At 58.4% G+C, this 17,503-nt stretch carries 10 protein-coding genes; 4 read left to right on the forward strand and 6 right to left on the reverse strand.

Annotation, left to right across the window (positions count from 1 at the left end; all coding sequences use genetic code 11):
* Positions 1-73 precede the first annotated feature (73 nt).
* From AC1TPF_RS16020 to AC1TPF_RS16030, 3 genes are all read left to right on the forward strand, one after another.
* Positions 74-3,079 carry a helicase-related protein gene (locus AC1TPF_RS16020; RefSeq protein ID WP_482144676.1) on the forward strand — a complete coding sequence of 1,002 codons (3,006 nt, stop codon included), beginning with the start codon at positions 74-76 and terminating at the stop codon, positions 3,077-3,079.
* Positions 3,060-4,898, forward strand: coding sequence for a DrmB family protein (gene drmB / locus AC1TPF_RS16025; protein ID WP_482144677.1), 1,839 nt, complete (start codon positions 3,060-3,062; stop codon positions 4,896-4,898). The genes AC1TPF_RS16020 and drmB overlap by 20 nt, the downstream gene beginning before the upstream one ends.
* A gap of 199 nt (positions 4,899-5,097) precedes the next feature.
* Positions 5,098-5,238 (forward strand): integrase core domain-containing protein, encoded by a 141-nt coding sequence (locus tag AC1TPF_RS16030; protein WP_482144730.1) that lies wholly within the window; start codon positions 5,098-5,100, stop codon positions 5,236-5,238.
* A 387-nt stretch (positions 5,239-5,625) separates the two neighbouring features.
* Here the strand turns inward: AC1TPF_RS16030 and AC1TPF_RS16035 are convergent, their stop codons facing one another.
* Together AC1TPF_RS16035 and AC1TPF_RS16040 are read right to left on the reverse strand one after the other, a co-directional pair.
* Positions 5,626-7,242 (reverse strand): GTPase, encoded by a 1,617-nt coding sequence (locus AC1TPF_RS16035; RefSeq protein ID WP_482144678.1) that lies wholly within the window; start codon positions 7,240-7,242, stop codon positions 5,626-5,628.
* Positions 7,239-10,808, reverse strand: a complete 3,570-nt coding sequence (locus AC1TPF_RS16040) for a GTPase (protein WP_482144679.1) — start codon at positions 10,806-10,808, stop codon at positions 7,239-7,241. Before AC1TPF_RS16040 ends, AC1TPF_RS16035 begins: the two co-directional genes overlap by 4 nt.
* A 673-nt stretch (positions 10,809-11,481) precedes the next feature.
* Here AC1TPF_RS16040 and AC1TPF_RS16045 point away from each other — a divergent pair.
* Positions 11,482-11,973 carry a 5' nucleotidase, NT5C type gene (locus tag AC1TPF_RS16045; protein ID WP_482144680.1) on the forward strand — a complete coding sequence of 164 codons (492 nt, stop codon included), beginning with the start codon at positions 11,482-11,484 and terminating at the stop codon, positions 11,971-11,973.
* A 759-nt stretch (positions 11,974-12,732) separates the two neighbouring features.
* Here AC1TPF_RS16045 and AC1TPF_RS16050 read toward each other — a convergent pair.
* From AC1TPF_RS16050 to AC1TPF_RS16065, 4 genes are all read right to left on the reverse strand, one after another.
* Complete coding sequence (locus AC1TPF_RS16050; RefSeq protein WP_482144731.1) at positions 12,733-13,224, reverse strand: HD domain-containing protein; 492 nt, start codon at positions 13,222-13,224, stop codon at positions 12,733-12,735.
* 1,143 nt (positions 13,225-14,367) lie between these two features.
* Positions 14,368-14,820, reverse strand: coding sequence for a hypothetical protein (locus AC1TPF_RS16055; protein ID WP_482144681.1), 453 nt, complete (start codon positions 14,818-14,820; stop codon positions 14,368-14,370).
* Positions 14,821-15,323: 503 nt separating this feature from the next.
* Entirely contained in the window at positions 15,324-15,572 is a 249-nt protein-coding gene (locus tag AC1TPF_RS16060) for a hypothetical protein (protein WP_482144682.1), read from the reverse strand.
* Between the two features lie 500 nt (positions 15,573-16,072).
* Positions 16,073-17,497, reverse strand: coding sequence for a hypothetical protein (locus AC1TPF_RS16065; protein WP_482144683.1), 1,425 nt, complete (start codon positions 17,495-17,497; stop codon positions 16,073-16,075).
* Positions 17,498-17,503: the final 6 nt, after the last annotated feature.

Here is a 17,503-nt window from a genome sequence, read left to right on the forward strand (position 1 = left end):
CAACCGGCCAAATCTCCAGTATTCCGTCGGCATGCTCTTCCCTCCTGAGTCAGAAGTTGAAGGATCAGATACCTTGCTGGAGGAGTCGCTCGTTCCGTCCGATGTCGAAGAAGGTGACGTGGAGGAGTCTGGGGCCAGTATCCAATTAGCCGAGGACTGGCGACCGTCCTCGATCGCCATTTCATTCGTCACCGACTCGCCTAACGCCGCGTGCCATTTCTCTGGGGCACGGTATCGCTCGATATCAGATGAAGGTCCGCCTCGTTGGGAACGCGAGCCGTTTCAGATTAAAGGAGTGGAAGTCGGCGCACACCAACCGCCCCAACAATTTAACTCCGGCGAGGTGATTCTCATGATCGGGTCACGATGGCGTAAGTATGGCAATGCGCACCTCGTTACCGTGTTCGTCCGACTAACCACCAAGTCGACGGGCAACGACAAATTAGACATTGATCAAATGCTTTTCCAGGTCCGACTCGCGGTAACGCCGGCGAGCGGTGGACGAATACTTGAGTATGACATATCTAAGTCATTTGATACAGATCAAGAATCCGCCGAGTTGAGACTTCGTTATCGCTCTCGCAAAGTGTACGCGGTCGGTCACGGCATGGCTGCGGACTGGGAATCCGATGCTACCGGATGCACGAAGATCTGGCTCACGGCCGTGCCTGCTTTTATTGTACCGAATGTTGAAACGACTGGCCTAACGGAAGGCACAGCCGAATCGAGAGCGCTTCAACTGCAAAATCTCTCGCTAATAGGCAGCGACACCGCCAATGTGGTCGATACCCTAGAAGCCTTTGTACAGGCGTTCTCCGACTCGGTCTTGGAACAGCAATCGCGGGTCGACAATTTCGGCGACCAGTCTGAGGTCGCACGCGGTTTGGTCGGCCGCTCACGAAAGACAGTGCAACGAATGGAGGAAGCGGTAGAGCTACTCCGACATCCTAACAATGAAAACCTCAGGACAGCATTTGCGTTGGCGATGTCCGCAATGAGACTCCAGATGCGTCAGGCTGATCTCAATCGTGGTACGGAGCCAGCAGAGCCAGCCTGGCGCCCATTTCAGCTTGGCTTTCTACTTGTCTCCATCGCTTCGACGGTCGACGAAGTGCATCGTGACCGAAACCTGGTCGACCTGATCTGGTTTCCGACGGGCGGCGGCAAGACCGAGGCATACTTAGGCCTCGCCGCTATCGAAATATTCCGCAGACGGCTAGAACACGGAGTGAAGGGAAGCGGCACTGCGGTCATCACTCGCTACACGCTTCGCTTGCTAACCGCCCAGCAATTCCAACGAGCCGCTGCATTGATCTGCGCCATGGAGATCCTCAGAAAAGACGATGCCAGAGTCAAAGGTATGTCTCCATTCTCGATTGGCCTGTGGGTGGGGAACGAGGTCACACCCGGCACGCGCAAGGAAGCGACGGACGCGCTCGAGCGCATGCACAAGGCAGCGCGTCCAGACGAGGCCAACAAATTCCAAGTAGAAAGCTGTCCATGGTGCCTTACACCAATTGTGCCTAGATCGAAAACTCGCGATACAAATAGATACGGATTTCGACTAGAAGGACACGACGTCGTTATTCATTGTGTCAATGAGGACTGCAACTTTAGGCACGAGCTACCGCTTGCAGTCGTCGACCAGGTGTTATATGACGAACCTCCGACTATTCTCTTAGCGACCGTAGACAAGTTTGCTCGGCTCCAATTCCTTCCCCGCGCAGGGCGCCTACTGGGGTTGAACACAGCATTTCTACAGCCATCCCTGATTATTCAAGACGAGCTGCACCTCTTGTCCGGCCCACTGGGAACCACTGTTGCAGTATTCGATGCAGTAATTCAAATTCTTCTAGGAAATCGGGGTTCGAGCCCGAAGATAATCGCCTCCACTGCGACCATTCGCGCATCAGATGAGCAAGTCAAAGGCCTTTACGGTCGACGCGTCGCGCTCTATCCGCCGGCGAGCCTCGACGACGACACAACTTTCTTTTCCCGCCCGGTCACGAGCGGTGGGGGCCGGCTCTACGTCGGCCTAATGCCGCAGTCACTACCGCAGCAGACTGCGCTTGTGTCCGCTACTGCACCGTTGGTTGAGTTACCGGCGGCACTTGCTAAAGAACGACCGTCGATTGCGACGCGCGACGCCTTTTGGACACTCGTGATGTATCACAATAGCCTTCGCGAACTTGGACGCACGAGCACTCTGGTTGTCGACGATGTTAACGGGCGCCTTGAAGCACGCGCGGACCGCCTGAACTTTCCTCTTCGCCGAGTTCGGGCAGGACGAGTTCTTGAGTTAACCAGTCGCCGAGGACCGGAAGAGCTACCGAATGATCTGCGCGAATTGCGTCTAAGTTCCGATATATCAGAACAGGCGATCGACGTTGTCCTATCGTCGAATATGTTGTCGGTGGGCATTGACATACCTCGCCTTGCCCTGATGTTAATGGTTGGCCAGCCCAAAACAACCGCAGAGTACATTCAGGCGACAAGCCGAGTCGGCCGCGGTGCTAACAATGGTATAGTAGTTACTCTGTTCCGTTCCAATCGTGCACGCGATCGATCGCACTTCGAGACATTTCGGAGTTACCACGAGGCGCTCTACCGCAGCGTCGAACCAACCAGCGTCACACCCTGGTCTATGGCGTCTCGTGAACGCTCGCTCGCAGGCGCCTTAGTTGCGCTGTTGCGACAGTCCTTTCAGCAGCTCGAATCCGATTCTTCCGCCGATAGGCTCGACCTAAACGATGACCGAATGCGAAAGGCAGTTGAGAGCGTAGTAGATAAATTGCTTGCTACTGTAGGCCGCTCGGACATACTCGAGGAAGCAGAGACTAAAGACGAGGCGTGGCGTCTACTTCGCGAGTGGGATTCACGCGCTCGTCGGGCAAGGGTTGAGGGAAAGCCGTTCCTTTACAGCCGTCGAGTGCAATCAGACGAGGCGCTGTTGAGACGATTCGGGCAGTCCGGCGACGGCTGGCTCGTAGGCGACTCAATGCGCTCTGTCGAGCCAAATGTATCTGTAGCCGTTCAAGAGCCCCTTCAGGAGATAATTCGTGGAAAAGATCAAACATGACCTTAGACTCCCCGAAACAATCACGCCATTCGGCGTCGGGGCCATCGTTGATGTTCGTGGCGAATCGCTGATAGCGCCCGATACTTCCTGGTGGGACCGAAAGCATGCGCCAGAGATTAACTGTGCGCGACTGACTTCACGATTGGGCGCCGGGGAGCTTCGGCAGCCCCCGACTCATGCCGGTCGCACCGCGAAGGACACACTGGGTTTGCTTTACTGGCGGTTCCCGAGCTGGCGGTTCTGCGAGCGTTGCGCGAGACTATCGATGCTGACCGGGAAGAAGAAGGGCCACTGGTCCAACACCTGCGACTGCGGCGGAATGTTGGTTCCTATGCGGTATGTCGCAATCTGCGACAACGGAAGCCATGTGCAAGATGTTCCTTGGTTCATGTGGGCGCATCGGGGTCATGATGAAGGCGTCACAGAGGAGGTGCGATTTTGCCGCGCTTACAAAGAGTTGAAGTTCGAACGTTCAACGAAGTTTGGTGAAGGACTCGCTTCGCTCCGCGTCAATTGCGGAAAATGTAAACGTTCCCGACCACTCTCTGAGCTTGTCAGCAAGAATGCGCTCAACCGGGACGGGATTAAGTGCGATGGCCAGCAGCCATGGGAACACGAGTCGGCGGTGACCGCGCCATGCGACCACAAGCTGGTTGCAGTCCAACGCGGCGCTACGGGTAACTATATCGCAGAGCGGCTTTCCGCCCTCGATATTCCTGAAGAACGCCCCCAGTCCGAGGAGATAAAGGAGTCAATCCGCGCGCACGTTTATTTCGAAAAGGTAGTCGCGGACAACGGTGGCCCGCAGGCAGAACTCGTGGCAGGATGGATTGCTGAGGAACTCAACGTTGCCGTCGAAATCGTTCTCGCCGAGGCTGCCGCCGATGGCTCCGAAAGTTCGTCAGATACGTCTATTCTTGATTTGAAGGATGGTGAATGGGCAGCGTTCGTCAAGAAGCTGGGCCACGGTCGCGACAGGAGCGGTGAGGATTTCGTGGTCGATGGTTGGCCAATCGCTGACGATGGCGTGGCGCCAAAACAACTCACCAGCCGGCTTTCTGGCGTCGGTCAAGTCAGACGCGTGCGGGAGGTCCGGGCTCTCCTTGGGTTCCGGCGACACAATCCCGGGGCAACGCTAATTTGTGCCGACATGGGTCCGGACCGAAGGCGCCGACCGGTGTATCCGGCAATAGAACTGTTCGGCGAAGGTATCTTTCTCCGCTTCGATGAGAGAGCTGTGTCCAAGTGGGAAGAGAACCCCTATGTTCAGGAACGGGCAGATATACTGGTTGGACGCCGGAGCGAGGAACTCTGGGCTCACCGCCTGGATGAACCTGAGCCGAGGTTCATTGCGCTGCACACCCTCGCGCATCTTTTGATCCGGCGACTCGCATTCGCCAGCGGCTATTCATCAGCGTCACTCCAAGAACGCATTTACGCCAGCACGGCACGACCAGACCACACTGCAGGAATACTGATCTACACCGCAGCAGGTGACGCACAGGGCACACTCGGTGGACTTGTTCGACTTGGAAGTCCAGATAAACTCCTCCCGCTGATTGTTGCTGCCTTGAATGACGCGGACGTCTGCTCCAATGATCCGGTTTGCATCGAGAGTGATAGGCAGGGGTCGTCTCATTTGAATCTCTCTGCGTGCCACGGGTGCTCGCTAATTAGTGAGACTTCGTGCGAATCAGGAAATCGCCTACTGGATCGCCAGCTGGTGCTCGGAGGTTCAAAAGTGCCGGGATTTCTAGAAGCGGTACTTCCGGAGGTCCGGATACGGCACAAACCCGTGTCGAAACGCACAAAGGCCTAGCTGCGGCGTTGGCGCAATCGCAGCGACCCCTCGGTTGACATCTTCGGACACCCAAACCAATCCCCTCGCTGGTGGCGAAACGGGGCAACGGGGCACCGTCTTCGCCCTGTGGGGCGGTCCGTGGAGGTGCCAGGAATGAACAAACGGCCCGGAGCTCACTTACCTTGCACTGCAACAGTTCTGCGACAAGAGTGTAGACATCTCATACATTCCTCCCGGGACGCGCTGGGACAGCGGGTACATCGGATCGTTCAGCAGCCGGCTACGGAAGGAGTGTCTAAACCCAAACACTGGACCGACCCTCTCAGGCCTTTATCGTGATCGAAGACTTCAAAGTTAACGACAACCACCGATACCCGCACTCAACTCTCGGATATCGCACACCAGCCGAGTGCGCTGCCCAATGCACCCACACCACTACCCGCCGAAGCGCAAAACCGATCGACCATTGACCCTTGGCTCTACACCCCATGGCCCGACTACCGGAACCTGCCACGATCTCGGGTCGCGCCCGCAACACCGGCCGAGACCCGATGGCGATCCAATCCTACTTGGGCGGCACCAAGCGTCACTCATGTGCTGAGACCACACACATCAGCGCGCTGGGAATCGTCTGGCTGGCAGCCTCCGCCACAACGCTAGTTACGACAAACGCATTGCCCGTGCCCACCGGGCCCCGCCTCGAACCCGAGCTTCATGACGACCTACAGCCCTGGGATATTCGAGCTCACCACTCAGTACGAACGTTCTCAGATCTGGCGATCGCATTTTGAATCGCTTCAGCATTCTCTCGCAGGCCATCTGAGAGTTCTGACTCAACTCCGATCGCCGCATCAATGTCTTCTCGTGCACCGTCGATGAGTTTCTGCCATTCCGCCAAGGCAACTTTGGCGGCATCGGCCTCGAGCTGATCACCCAGTGCTCGAGTACTTTCACGTAACTGGTTAGCAGTTGCGCGCTGACGCCGATAGTCGTCGACCAGACCTGCGACAATGACCACGATCGATAAGACGGCCTTAGCCGCATTCGCTTTGTCGCTGGGTGACCACCCGGCAGTCTTACCAATCGTTCCATTCGGTCCATTCTTGGCTTGGTAACCAACACGCTTCCGGTTCAAGCGATCGAACTCCGCAATGCCCGCCACAAGCTTTGGACCGAGCCTAGCCAGGATCGGCGCTATACGCGTCACGTCTGGCTCCCCCTCCGACGTTGAATCCGTGACGGCCTTCGCGACGAAGGCTTCGAGTCGATTCCACGAGGGTTCTGTGCGTTGTCGATCTGCAGACTTTGCAATGTCTTGCAAAAGCAGGTCAACTTCGCGGCCGACCTTCTGGTACCAGTCCTCCAGCGCTGACTGGATGGCGGCGACGATGCGTTCCTGGCTGCTGTTCGGATTAGTGAGAGCGTGCCGAATCGATTGTTGAAGTGCGCCCTTCAATCCTGCTCGCGCGGCGCCGTCCAACTCCTCAAGAGCGGACTCCCACTGGTCTTTGCGAGCTTTCAACTCGCGAGCGTCCGCTGCCGCTGTCTCGAACTGAACCAGCTGGACGCGCAACTCACCAACGACCGATGCCACTGCCTGCGACCAAAATCGCTGTTCGGTGGCCTCCCGCAACAAGCCAAGGTCGCTGTCGCTGACCTGCTCGAGGGCCGAGGAAAGGTCAGCCATCCCGTCCCATCCGCGGGTGTCGTCCCAGATATCTCGATCGACGTCCCGTTCTGCCCCCGCATATTGGAACGGGTCCTGGGCGACAACAAACACTGGTGTGCCGGAATCCAACCCAAGCGATTCCCGCAACTCGGCAATCTTCCGTTGCGCGAGCTCCTGGTAACCGTCAAGATCGCTATCCGGGTCGCGGCCGGCCTCGTCGAAACGTGAAATCACGAACCACAATGCGTCGGTTGACCATCCGCTGTCGATGAGATCCCGAATCAGGTCCCGCTCCCCTGTGGCAAGCTGCGGCGTGACCGTGACGATTGCGAGATCCGTCAGTCCGATTGCGTCCTGGGCTAACCGAGTATTCGTTTCACCGCGAACATCCTGCGCACCGACCGCAAGACCAGGTGTGTCGCGGATGACGCAACCAGCCAACTCGACGCCCCGAACCTCAAACGTTTCGTGGCGGGCACTGATGGTCAACCACTCCGGGACCTCGACCCCTGCATCGACAAGCAGCCGTCGAATGAGGCTGCTTTTGCCAGTGTCGTACGAGCCAAAGACCGTGACCACCGGTTTCGGCTCCGCTTCGAACTGCTTCCACTGAAGTTCGAAGTCGTCGGTCAGTGAGCCGCCCGGGACTTCATCTAGCCACTTCTTCGCGGCTTGGACGTCAAAGTTGGTCACCCTGCACTCCGTTCCTGTGGGAAGAGCTCACTCGCTCTGGCGAGAAGCTCTGTCAAACCTTCGATCTGGGTCTTAGTGGTCTGCAACGTCTCGCGCACGTTGACGTGCTCCCTCTCCAACGCAATTCGATGTTCGGCGAGCACCGCTGCACGTTCATGGAGTGCCGGGATGGGGCCGTCGTTGTCGTCCCCATCGAGAATCTGGGCCTCGGCCATCCGGGCAGCTTTAGTAATGAACTCAATCGCGTCGTTCCGAGACTTCTCTCGATCCTTACTGGATTTGTAACTCTTGTACATCGCGTGCCCATCGGCAGCCGTACCAATCGCTGCGAGAATTGGCGCCGCTTTGGCCACACGTGCACTGGCATTGACAGCCCCCCAGGGCTTGAACTTCACGCCGAGGCTCTTACCAATGCCGTAGATAATGTCCCGCTTGCCGATCGCCTTGGCGAGGTTCGCAGTGTTGTGTGCCGACCCTGCCACCACTTTCGCGGCGTTGACACCTTCGGCATGCCCCACGAACTTCTCCTCGCCCCCCAGAGAAGCTGTGCCCGCGAACTCAGCAGACTTCATCTGGCGTCCGATGGTCGAAGAGTGCCCAGCGAACCAGCGGTCGATGTCCTGCCCGGCCTCAATGATGAAACGATCCAGCTCTGCCGCCAATTCGTCATCCTTTAGCCACCCCGCCGTGGACTCTTCGACTCGCGCCATATCGTCCTTGCCCGCAGCACTGACCTGATGCCGTGCGCGGTCCGCGTGCGGCTCCAGGATTCTGTTCAGTCGGTTGCGCATTGACGTTTCGAGAAGTTCTGCATCGCGCTCGCCATTCGCGATTGCTTGGATGGCTCCGCCGAATGCAGTCGAGTCGGACTCCAGCACGATTGAGTCCCGACCCATTTCGTTTCGGCGGCGCAGCAGCAAGTTACTGATTTCGTCGACAGTGGAGCGCGCAAGGCCTGCTTGCGACTGCTTCCGAGAGAACGTGTCGAGAGTCCGAACCAACGGCTCGACGCCATCCCAATCGCGATTGCCGTCGAAGTCGCTTCGAGTGACATCCATCCGACTGCCGACCTCACCGAATGGGTCGCCGGCCAACGCGTGCACCTCAGCCGGATCAACCACGATTTCCCGTGATGCCAACGCGGCGATCAGCTCTTCCGCTTTGCGGCGCCGAAGCAGCAAGTAGTCGTCGGGGGTCGACGTCGGATCGGTGCCGAGTTCGTCCGATCGGTTGATCAGATACAGGACTCGTCCGCCTTTCGCGACGGTCGCATCGGTACCTTTCACGATTGCTTCGAGCAACGACATGTCGCCGATCAGCAAGTTTACGTGCACCACAACGAGTACGAGGGCTGCGCCCGCCACCGCGCCCATTGCTTGCTCATCGTGATTGGCGCGGCCACTCTGAAAACCGGGGGTGTCGACGAGCCGGATGTGGTCGAGTTCGTAGGTACGGACTGAACTCGTCGCGACGCTCCCACGTACGTGGAGATCCTCGGGAACCGAGCCACTCATCTCGACCAGCAGACGCTTGACCAGGCTGGACTTACCGGCGCTGTAGTCCCCAAGGATGACCACCGAGGGCTTGCGATGTCCGGCCGCCGCGATCTGCGAGATCGCGTCCCTCAGTTCGAGGTCATCGGAGGAGAAATCGGTGACGGCTATCATCCACTCGTCGATCTCACTCTCGGACCTCACTTTCCAGACCTGAGACAGCCAGTCCCTGAGCTGGCGACGTTCTTGCTCACGTTGCTCCGTGAAGATGGCGCGATGAGCGTCGGTGAGTTCTCCATTTCGCGATGACCGCTCGTCGTTGTGGTCAAACCAGTTCTCGCCCAATAGAACTTTGGCTTCGTTGCCTGGCTGCGTGGACCGTGAGTTCATGACTCGCCGAACCGCGCCATCAAGGACATCCACGCCCGCAAATGAGTGGGCAATACCGTTCGATTGAACCTGCAGGACATCAACCAGGTTCGCGATCTCGGTCTTGCTTCGTCGAAGTGCGAGAACTTGCTGCAAGAGTGCAACCAAGACGGGTCCGGCGAGGTTCCATGCTTCTGCTGCGCTCTGCTCGCGAAGATCCTTCTCGATGGAGTCAAAAGTCTTGTGTACGGCCAATCGTGACTCACGTTGAATAGCCGATCGCGCAGCTGCTCTGTCGTTTTCACCCCGGTTCGCGAGTCGTTGTCCGGCAAACTTGCCGGCCTGCCCCACCACGCCGAGACCGATGACGGCCGAGGTACCGACCCAGCCCACCGGGTTCCAAACATTTGCAATAGAAGGAATCGCGATAACGCCTGCGGCGGCGCCTGCCGCCAATCCAGCGGCTTGCAACGCCAAACCCGCACGCGAGCTGACACCGCTGATGGACTCGAAAGTGACACCGTCAGTTGTCGTGTCCGCGACGTCAGGCACGACCTCCGAGACCGCAAGTTCAATCTCGCGTTGTAGGAACGCTCGCTTCGCTTTCCATATCTCGTCGACGGCGTTCTGCAGGTCGGTGGTCGAGTAAACCGATTGGAAGTCCTCATCGGTGAGCGGTGTGTTTTGTTCGATCGCTGTGCTCACCAGATCGTCAGCGCGTCGCAGTGTGGCTTCGCGAACACTCGACAAATGTGACTGCATGAGATGGTCGAAATGGCGACCCAAGGTACCGACGGAACCGGCGGTGAACGGTTTACCGCGCGCAACTTCAACCGCAGGGATCAACCGGCCGTCGACCCCCAGATACGCGTTCCTCTCGTCGCCTTCGGGATATCCGAGCGTGTCAAAGAACTGGTCGATCCGATTCTCTGTGAACAATATTCGCGGTTCGACATCGTCCAGGATTTCGGCGAGGACGGAGGCCCTGGAGTCGAAGATTTCGCGCAGCCCTTCTCTCAAGGAGGTCTGTCGAAGTTCTGCCCCACCCTCCTCAATCGATGCAGTGATCAGATCCTCGAGCACCGAGAAGTTCGACCACTCGGCGAGGTAGTCGGTCCCGAACTGCTCGCGATCCGACGTGAAGTTGCTCTCGGCCGGCCCGTTGAACGGTGTCGTGGCGCGAGCAAACAAGGACCGCCGGCTCTGAATGGCCACGATAGGGGTGTCACCAAGATCAATCCTGGCGAGCTCTGTACGAATGTTGTTGGCGTGTTCGGCAACCGCCTGTGAGAGCGACCGACGCGCCGATTGACTACTCACCTTCGCCGGGTGGCGCCACCGCAGGTTGCGAACGTTGAGTACCGCGATTGTCGGCTTCCCGTATGCCTGCACCCATTGCGCAACCTTGCCGAACTCAGATGCTTGCTGGCTCTGGTTGTCGAAACACAGCAGCACGACGTCCGCTACCTCCACGGCGCGGCGTGCGGTCTCTTCGAGTTCGGCGCGTTTCTGAGTTCGACCCCAGCCGTTGATGCCTGGGGTGTCCCAAAGGGAGCACCCGCGCCAATCGATCTCGGTTACGTCGGTTGTCCAATCGCTGTCCCCGGGCGACACGTATCCACCGTCGAGTTCTCCAAAGGCCGAAAGGAGGGTGCTCTTGCCTGCTCCGGTCCGTCCGAAGAACGCGATATTAAAGGTCGCCAATCGCTCGCGTTGGGCGTTCAAATGTCCATGGGCTTCTGCCTCGAAGTCAGCCGTGAATTGCGAAAGGTCTGCGACGGGCTGGTGAGCCGGGTCTGCATCAGTCCCTGTCGCGGATTTGAACCTCCCAAGTACCGCTGTAACCGAGCGTTCGAGCTGCGCCAGTTCGCGCTCACCACTTCGGACAGCGTGATCGACTGCGTGCTGCAATCCTTGGTCGTTGTGTTCCACGTCGAACCCTTCTCAGATGCGCGGCCCTGCGGAGCGACCAAGTCGCCAAAGTGTATGAGACAAAGCCGACAAAAGCCCTTAGGCTCTGCAATAGATACCGTGCACGATGGCCAGCATCTGTTTACGGGAATGCGTTGCCGCGGTCGAAGATTCGCGTATTCGGCGAAAACTGGGGCCCCCTTCCTCGGTAAACGAGCATGCGATTCATCTGTTCAGATGAATCCTGGACTCCGCGTGGTCGTTGCGCCCGATGGCGAGGTCGGCCGAGCACCGACTCTTGGAGCGACACGCTAGCGACACCCGACGCGAGCACCGTGTCGATGACGCAAAAGCCTGCGGTCCTGCCGTTCCTTCACCCGACAGCAGAGCGGGCGCTCCTCGGACGCGAGGTGATCGAGTTCGTTCTTCCCCAACACACGTCGGAGGTCGCCGCCATAATCAAGTCGTGACTGAGCCAGAGAACAAGAAGCGGATCCTGTACATCGACATGGACAACACCCTCGTCGATTTCAAACACGGCATCTCACTTCTCAGCCCTGAGGACGCTGAGACGTACAAGGACGCGTACGACGACGCGCCAGGGATCTTCGGCACGATGATCCCGATCGACGGGGCGATCGAGGCTTACACAATCCTGTCCAACGTCTATGACACCTACATTCTCTCAACTGCGCCGTGGAACAACCCAAGCGCTTGGTCGGACAAGTTGGAGTGGGTGCACAAGCACTTCGGCAAGGACAAAGGCACGCCGGCGTGGAAACGGCTGATCCTGTCGCACCACAAGAACCTGAATCACGGCGACTTCATCGTCGATGATCGTATTCACAATGGGGTCAAGGACTTCAACGGCGAACATGTCATGTTCGGGACTCCGGAGTTCCCGAACTGGCAGATTGTGACCGACTATCTGCTGTCGAGGGCGCATGCCGTCCGATGACGCTGACATGCGGCGTGTCCGCGATCCCGGATCGACGTCCGGAATCGACCTTGGCGTCGATTGGTCTGATGTCGACGTAGTGACGGATCATGTTGGTGCACTGGACTTGAAGCGCGCGTTCAGGTTTCGCCCAACGCGACTCGGTAGAGTCCGACTGACTTTTACGATGAGACGCTGGGATTGGTTCAGATCGGGTCGTGCGCTGCAGGAAATCGCCAAGCAGCTGGAAGACTCCGGCCTTCCAGTCCACGGAGGATGCACTTCGCGGTCCGACTATTGGGGCGCACAGGCTGCGTTGGACGATGCAGAATTCGATTCCCGGTCATCATTCACGCAGGGCTCCACGGTTGCTTCACAAATCGCCGACGCAGCACGCAGAGACGAGCACGTATTCGTGATCGAAACCGAATCTGCATTCACCAACCTGGGAGACGCCGACCGCGATCGCGTCCGGTCTAGCCTCCTTCACCATCCGATGCATACGGTGGGTCAGAGCAATCTCGGGCGCACACAAATCGTCATAGTTCCAGATAACCCGTCCGAGCTCGACGCTGCAGTCGGGATCGGAGCCAAGGCAGCCAGCTGTATCCGTCACGACTGGCCGATCGCGAGCATCCGTGTGTGTCGCACCGTGGATTGGTACACAGAGCTTGCACGCAATCCGGACGGCCGTGCCGAACCCGAGATCGACCAAGCACTACGCTTCACCCGCGACCGCCAGACTTGGTGGTAGCTATCGACTTCAGATCAACCTGTCTCTCACCCTGCTCGCGCGGACAACTCAGCGGCCAGGTCTTCCCGACCCAGCGCCCGATAAGCCTTGGTGTACTTGGTGATCAGCTTGATCTGCAGAGTCTTGTCCAGCAGACCCAAACGGGCCGGGTCGGTATTGTCGGCCAGGTCTGCGAGTTTCACTGCCAATGCGACAGGATCTTTGACGATCGCCGCGTAGTAGTCCACATCCGGCACATCGCCGCGACGGGTCAACAACTGCACCGCAACAATCACCTCCGCGGGGATGCCGCGATCCATGAGGTCTGATGCGGTCAACGCCGAGTCCTCGACGACGTCGTGTAGCAACGCCGCGGCAATCGCCGTTGCTTCCGCGGGCTCAACCCGACGGGCCACCGATCGTGGATGGTCGATGTAGTTGTTGCCGAGCTTGTCCTTCTGACCGCGGTGCGCTTCCACCGCAATCGCATCGGCAATCGCAACGATGTCCCGCTCAGATCTCCGGCTGGTAACACTCACTGACCACTCCTCCTTTTGCTGTTCAACAATCCACCGATGACGCGCCACCTGCGCCGCCTCCACCTGATCGCAAAGCTCCCGCAGCGGCACGTCGGTGTTCTCCGCGACCAAATTCCCCAACGCCTGATACTTGCTCACCTGAGAGCCGAACCGACTAACGAGGTAATCCCCCTCCTCCGAATAGATCGAATGTCCCAGCGGCACAACACCTGCCTCCCCAAAAGTCAACAGGCGTTCAGACACCCAACTCTTCGGTGGGGTGTATCCCGGGTTGATGTAGGCCCGCAGGATGGGGCGCAACACCGACAGCACCTCGCCCAATCCGGCATCACCATAGCCGTAGGTCGATGCGTTGCGACCGAGCGTCAACAGGTACTGCGCTGTCACGAAATCACCATCCTCAGGACGGGCTGCGACCGACCCACGCCCAAACAAACAGGCCTTGAGGGTCCGCAGCGGATCAATCGGGTCCGATCTCCTTGCCACCGCAGCTCGGCCGATTAACCCTTCCCCACCGACGACGCGTTCAACGACATGCTCGGCCGCGCTGTCCCTCTCAGCAACCTCGTCGCGCGCTGCTTGCCGATAGCGGTCAATCAGCGCCAGTTCCCGCTGCCCGACATGTTCTTCGCGAGACGACCCCTGCGGCGGCTCAGCGACGATCTCGCGACAGACCAGATCAGTCCCCTCCAAGCGAGTTACCATACGCAGCAGATCAATTCGGCGCAGCTGGTCCGAATCAAGACGCGTGCGCAGCAATACGATGCGGCCGGCCGGCACGTCCGGGCGCGACAGATACAGCGCCACGGTGTCCGCAAGATGATCCGACGTCGCATTGGCCGTCCACTTGCCTGGAATCTTCATCGCCGACTTGATCAAGGCATCGTCCCGCCACAGACATTCCCACGCTTGCTGGTCGGTCAAGTCGGGACGCCCCACCAGGTCTCGCCAGGGTTGCCGTAGCGGGCCTGCGGTCTCGACCATCCACGCGACCACCTGTTTCGGCAATACGGCTGTGGCTCTGCACAATGCGTGCATCACTGCTTCCATCGGCGCTCCTTGCGGCAGGGGTCAACAGGGATTCAACGGTGCCCGACGTTAATCGGACCGCGATATTGCGCATCCACAACTGCGAGCGTGGCCTCAGTACCCCGCCGGAGGGAGAAGCTCATCCGGGTAACGGTATTCGCATCCCAGGTCGTTGGGCGAGCGCTTTCCGCAGTTGTCGCGGAACCAGGTGACGCAGGCGTCTGCAACCAACAGCGGGTCACGGCTGAACAGATAGCCGTCGGTGCAATCGTCGAAGTTGTCATTGAAGAGCCATCGGTTCAGGGGCAGATTGTCGGACGAGTAGTCGGCGATCAACAAGTGTCCGAGCACCGATCGCGACCGCCGGAGCATCATCACACCGCCATCCAGCATCTGGACCTGAACACACGCAACGTCGTCCTCGTCGTCGTCATCGTCGTGATAGACGTAGTCACCCGGACCCATCTCGAAGATGAAGCCGACCGGTTTGTCGGTGAGCGACTCGACGATCCATGTCGCCATGTCTGACCACTCCTGCACGTCCGACGTCTGGTTCGATTCTTCCATGGTGGCCTCCCCTCAACCGATCTCTGAAGACAAGATAGCGCCGACTACCGACAGACGCCGGCGCTCGTACCATCGAGGCCGGCAACGTTCGGTTCGCATATCTGGAACCACTGCCGTACACCGCATAATGCGACGTTGACCCCGTGCAACAGCTACTCAAGATCGCCTTCGACGTGGGGCCGACGTGGCCGTCAAGGCATCCGAATCTCAGCAACGGAACTTTCTGAGCGCGTCGACTTCTCCGACTCTCGCTCTTCGCATCGTCGACCTCGCGCGGCGGCACCTTCCATCGCAGCGGCGATGGCTCCAGGTCTTGTCCCTCAGCTCGTCCGAAACTGTTGCAGCATAGTTCCTCTCACTCCTGGATTCCCTCGTTGCTGTCCGCTGGGCACTTGGTCCTGTGATCTGAGACGACCAAAAGAGGGTGGATCGCCGTGATCACGACACCAACCACAGAATCGAGACTTAGCTGCGTTATATACCTTTCGCTGCGCTTAAAGCAATCACCAGAGATAGAGAAGGCCGAAGGCTGCAGCTCCCACGACTCCTGCGCCACCGAATGCCACCGCCGCCCAATCTCCAGCGAACACCCGGAACCCGTACGACCCGAGCGCCACGCAGGCGAGACCGGCAACGAGTGGAGCCGCTACCCATAGAACCGGAATCATGACGATGATCAGGTACACGAGACCAAAAAACACGAATCCGAGCACCAGACCGCTGATGGCCCGTGCTGCCTCGCGTGCTGTCACTGCATGTACCCCCTGACCCAAGCTGGCCTTCCACGTCGCGTGAGTTACGCCATCTTGAACACAACAGATGCAATATCTGAAGCGGTGAAAACTGGCCATGGGGCCCAGTCCAGAGGGAAACAATGCCAGCGACTTCGGCCGCGGAGTTTGGATTCACCAAATGAACAACCCATGTGTCGACCCGCTCGAGCACGCCGCTCACGGTCGCCGCGCTCGCAGACGCGCACGTCGTGCAACTAGAAAATAACGCACCCCAGCAATGACCAACCCAATTAGTGGAACCAGCAGGTAACACGTGCCGATGAAAATTACCGTGCCCCATATGAAGAAACCTACGATAATCGATCCTATAAAGTCCGAAAGTGAATCGGCAGAGTTGTCGTTCAAGAGACCGATCACCATTCCAATGGTAAAGCCCGCTGCACAAACCACGTATGCCACTGGTATCGCCCAAAGCATCGACGATCCCCACACCCGCATAAACCCTGATCTTTTCGATTTCATTTCTGAATCTCGACAATCTTTACTTTCGGCGGATCGCCAGGTGATCCGAGCTCAGTTCCTACGACTGGGGCAGAACCCTGCTGGGTGCCCGGATAGCCCATCTGCAGAGGGGCTTTTGGAGGTGCCCCGACCTGAGGTACATCGCCCCCAATCTCGTGGTTAGGACCCTTGGGAAGATTCGCGAGTGGACCCCATTCCGACTGGGTCGCTTCATGACTAACCAATGCGGCAGACGTTCCATCGGAGTTGTACTGGTAGATCTCCGCAGACGGAAAACTGCCAACCTTCCCACCGACGTCAACCGTTCCGTCTCCGTTCGGCTTCACGGTGACGTCGCCCTCGACACCAATCCCAAACCTTTTCCCGAGCTCAGGTTGATAGGTGTCCGTCCCAAAGTAGTGAGTCCTCACTGTGCCGTCGGGGGCCTGCGCAACTCTAACTTCTGGAATATCCGCCTTCGGCACGTTTGGCCCACTGGTCACAACTGTCGGGTTCTGACGAGCGACCACTACCCCGTTCTCGTAATCCACGTAGATCGAAACACGAGAGTGTTCTGCATCGGCGTTGGCATCGGGACCACGATTATCGCCTGAATTGTTGGGGAACGCTCCTCCATTAATTACATCACCCGGATTCAGCGTGATGTTCTGAGCCTCTCCTCCCGGAATGTATAGATTGGTTCGAATTACTCCGTGGCCAGGCACGGGGTTGATAGTTCCGACCACGACATTTGCATCCGCGCCTCGATATTTCGGGTCATAGGTCTCTGAATCCAGCGCCTCAGCCATGCGCCACTCGTTCTCGGTCCGGGGAACGCGGCCGTATACTTCTTGGAAGGCGCTGACCTGGTTCTGGTGACGATTGATGCTACTTTCGCCGATTGCATCCGGTGTGTCCCGAAGATCGGTTGTCGGTAGCTGCCCGTCCGCGCCGCGGATTGCTGCGGCAAGGCTGTCATCGGCTCGATCAGCTGCGAGCAACAAGTTGTTCACTCTTACCTGCAAGTCACTAAGAGACGCGTAATAGCCGGCCTTCTCTTGCTGCGACCAGCCCTGCATCGACGGCGGGCTCGGGTCGCTGACCTTTCCCGAAACCGAATCAATCGTAAAACCATGACCATCCGCGTCAGCACGGACACTCTTCAGTGACGCCTTAACCGCTGAAATCTCGCCGGCCGCAGCCTTGGCGGCATAGGCCACTGCCAAGGCTTCCATAGAATGCCGGCTCAGGTCGAGGCGAGTCTTTCCGATGGACTCCAATGCTGCGTCGGCTGAATCCCCAGACCAGGATGTGAACACATCTAGGCTTGCCAAACCCATCGAGGTGTCATCGCAGTGTGCTGCTGTCGCGGTGCAGACTGAGAACACCTGCTCAATCTCTGCTGTGCCCCAACGGTCAACGTCGGCAATCGTGATCGACATATCTGG

The sequence above is a fragment of the Williamsia sp. Y853 genome, assembly GCF_056786495.1.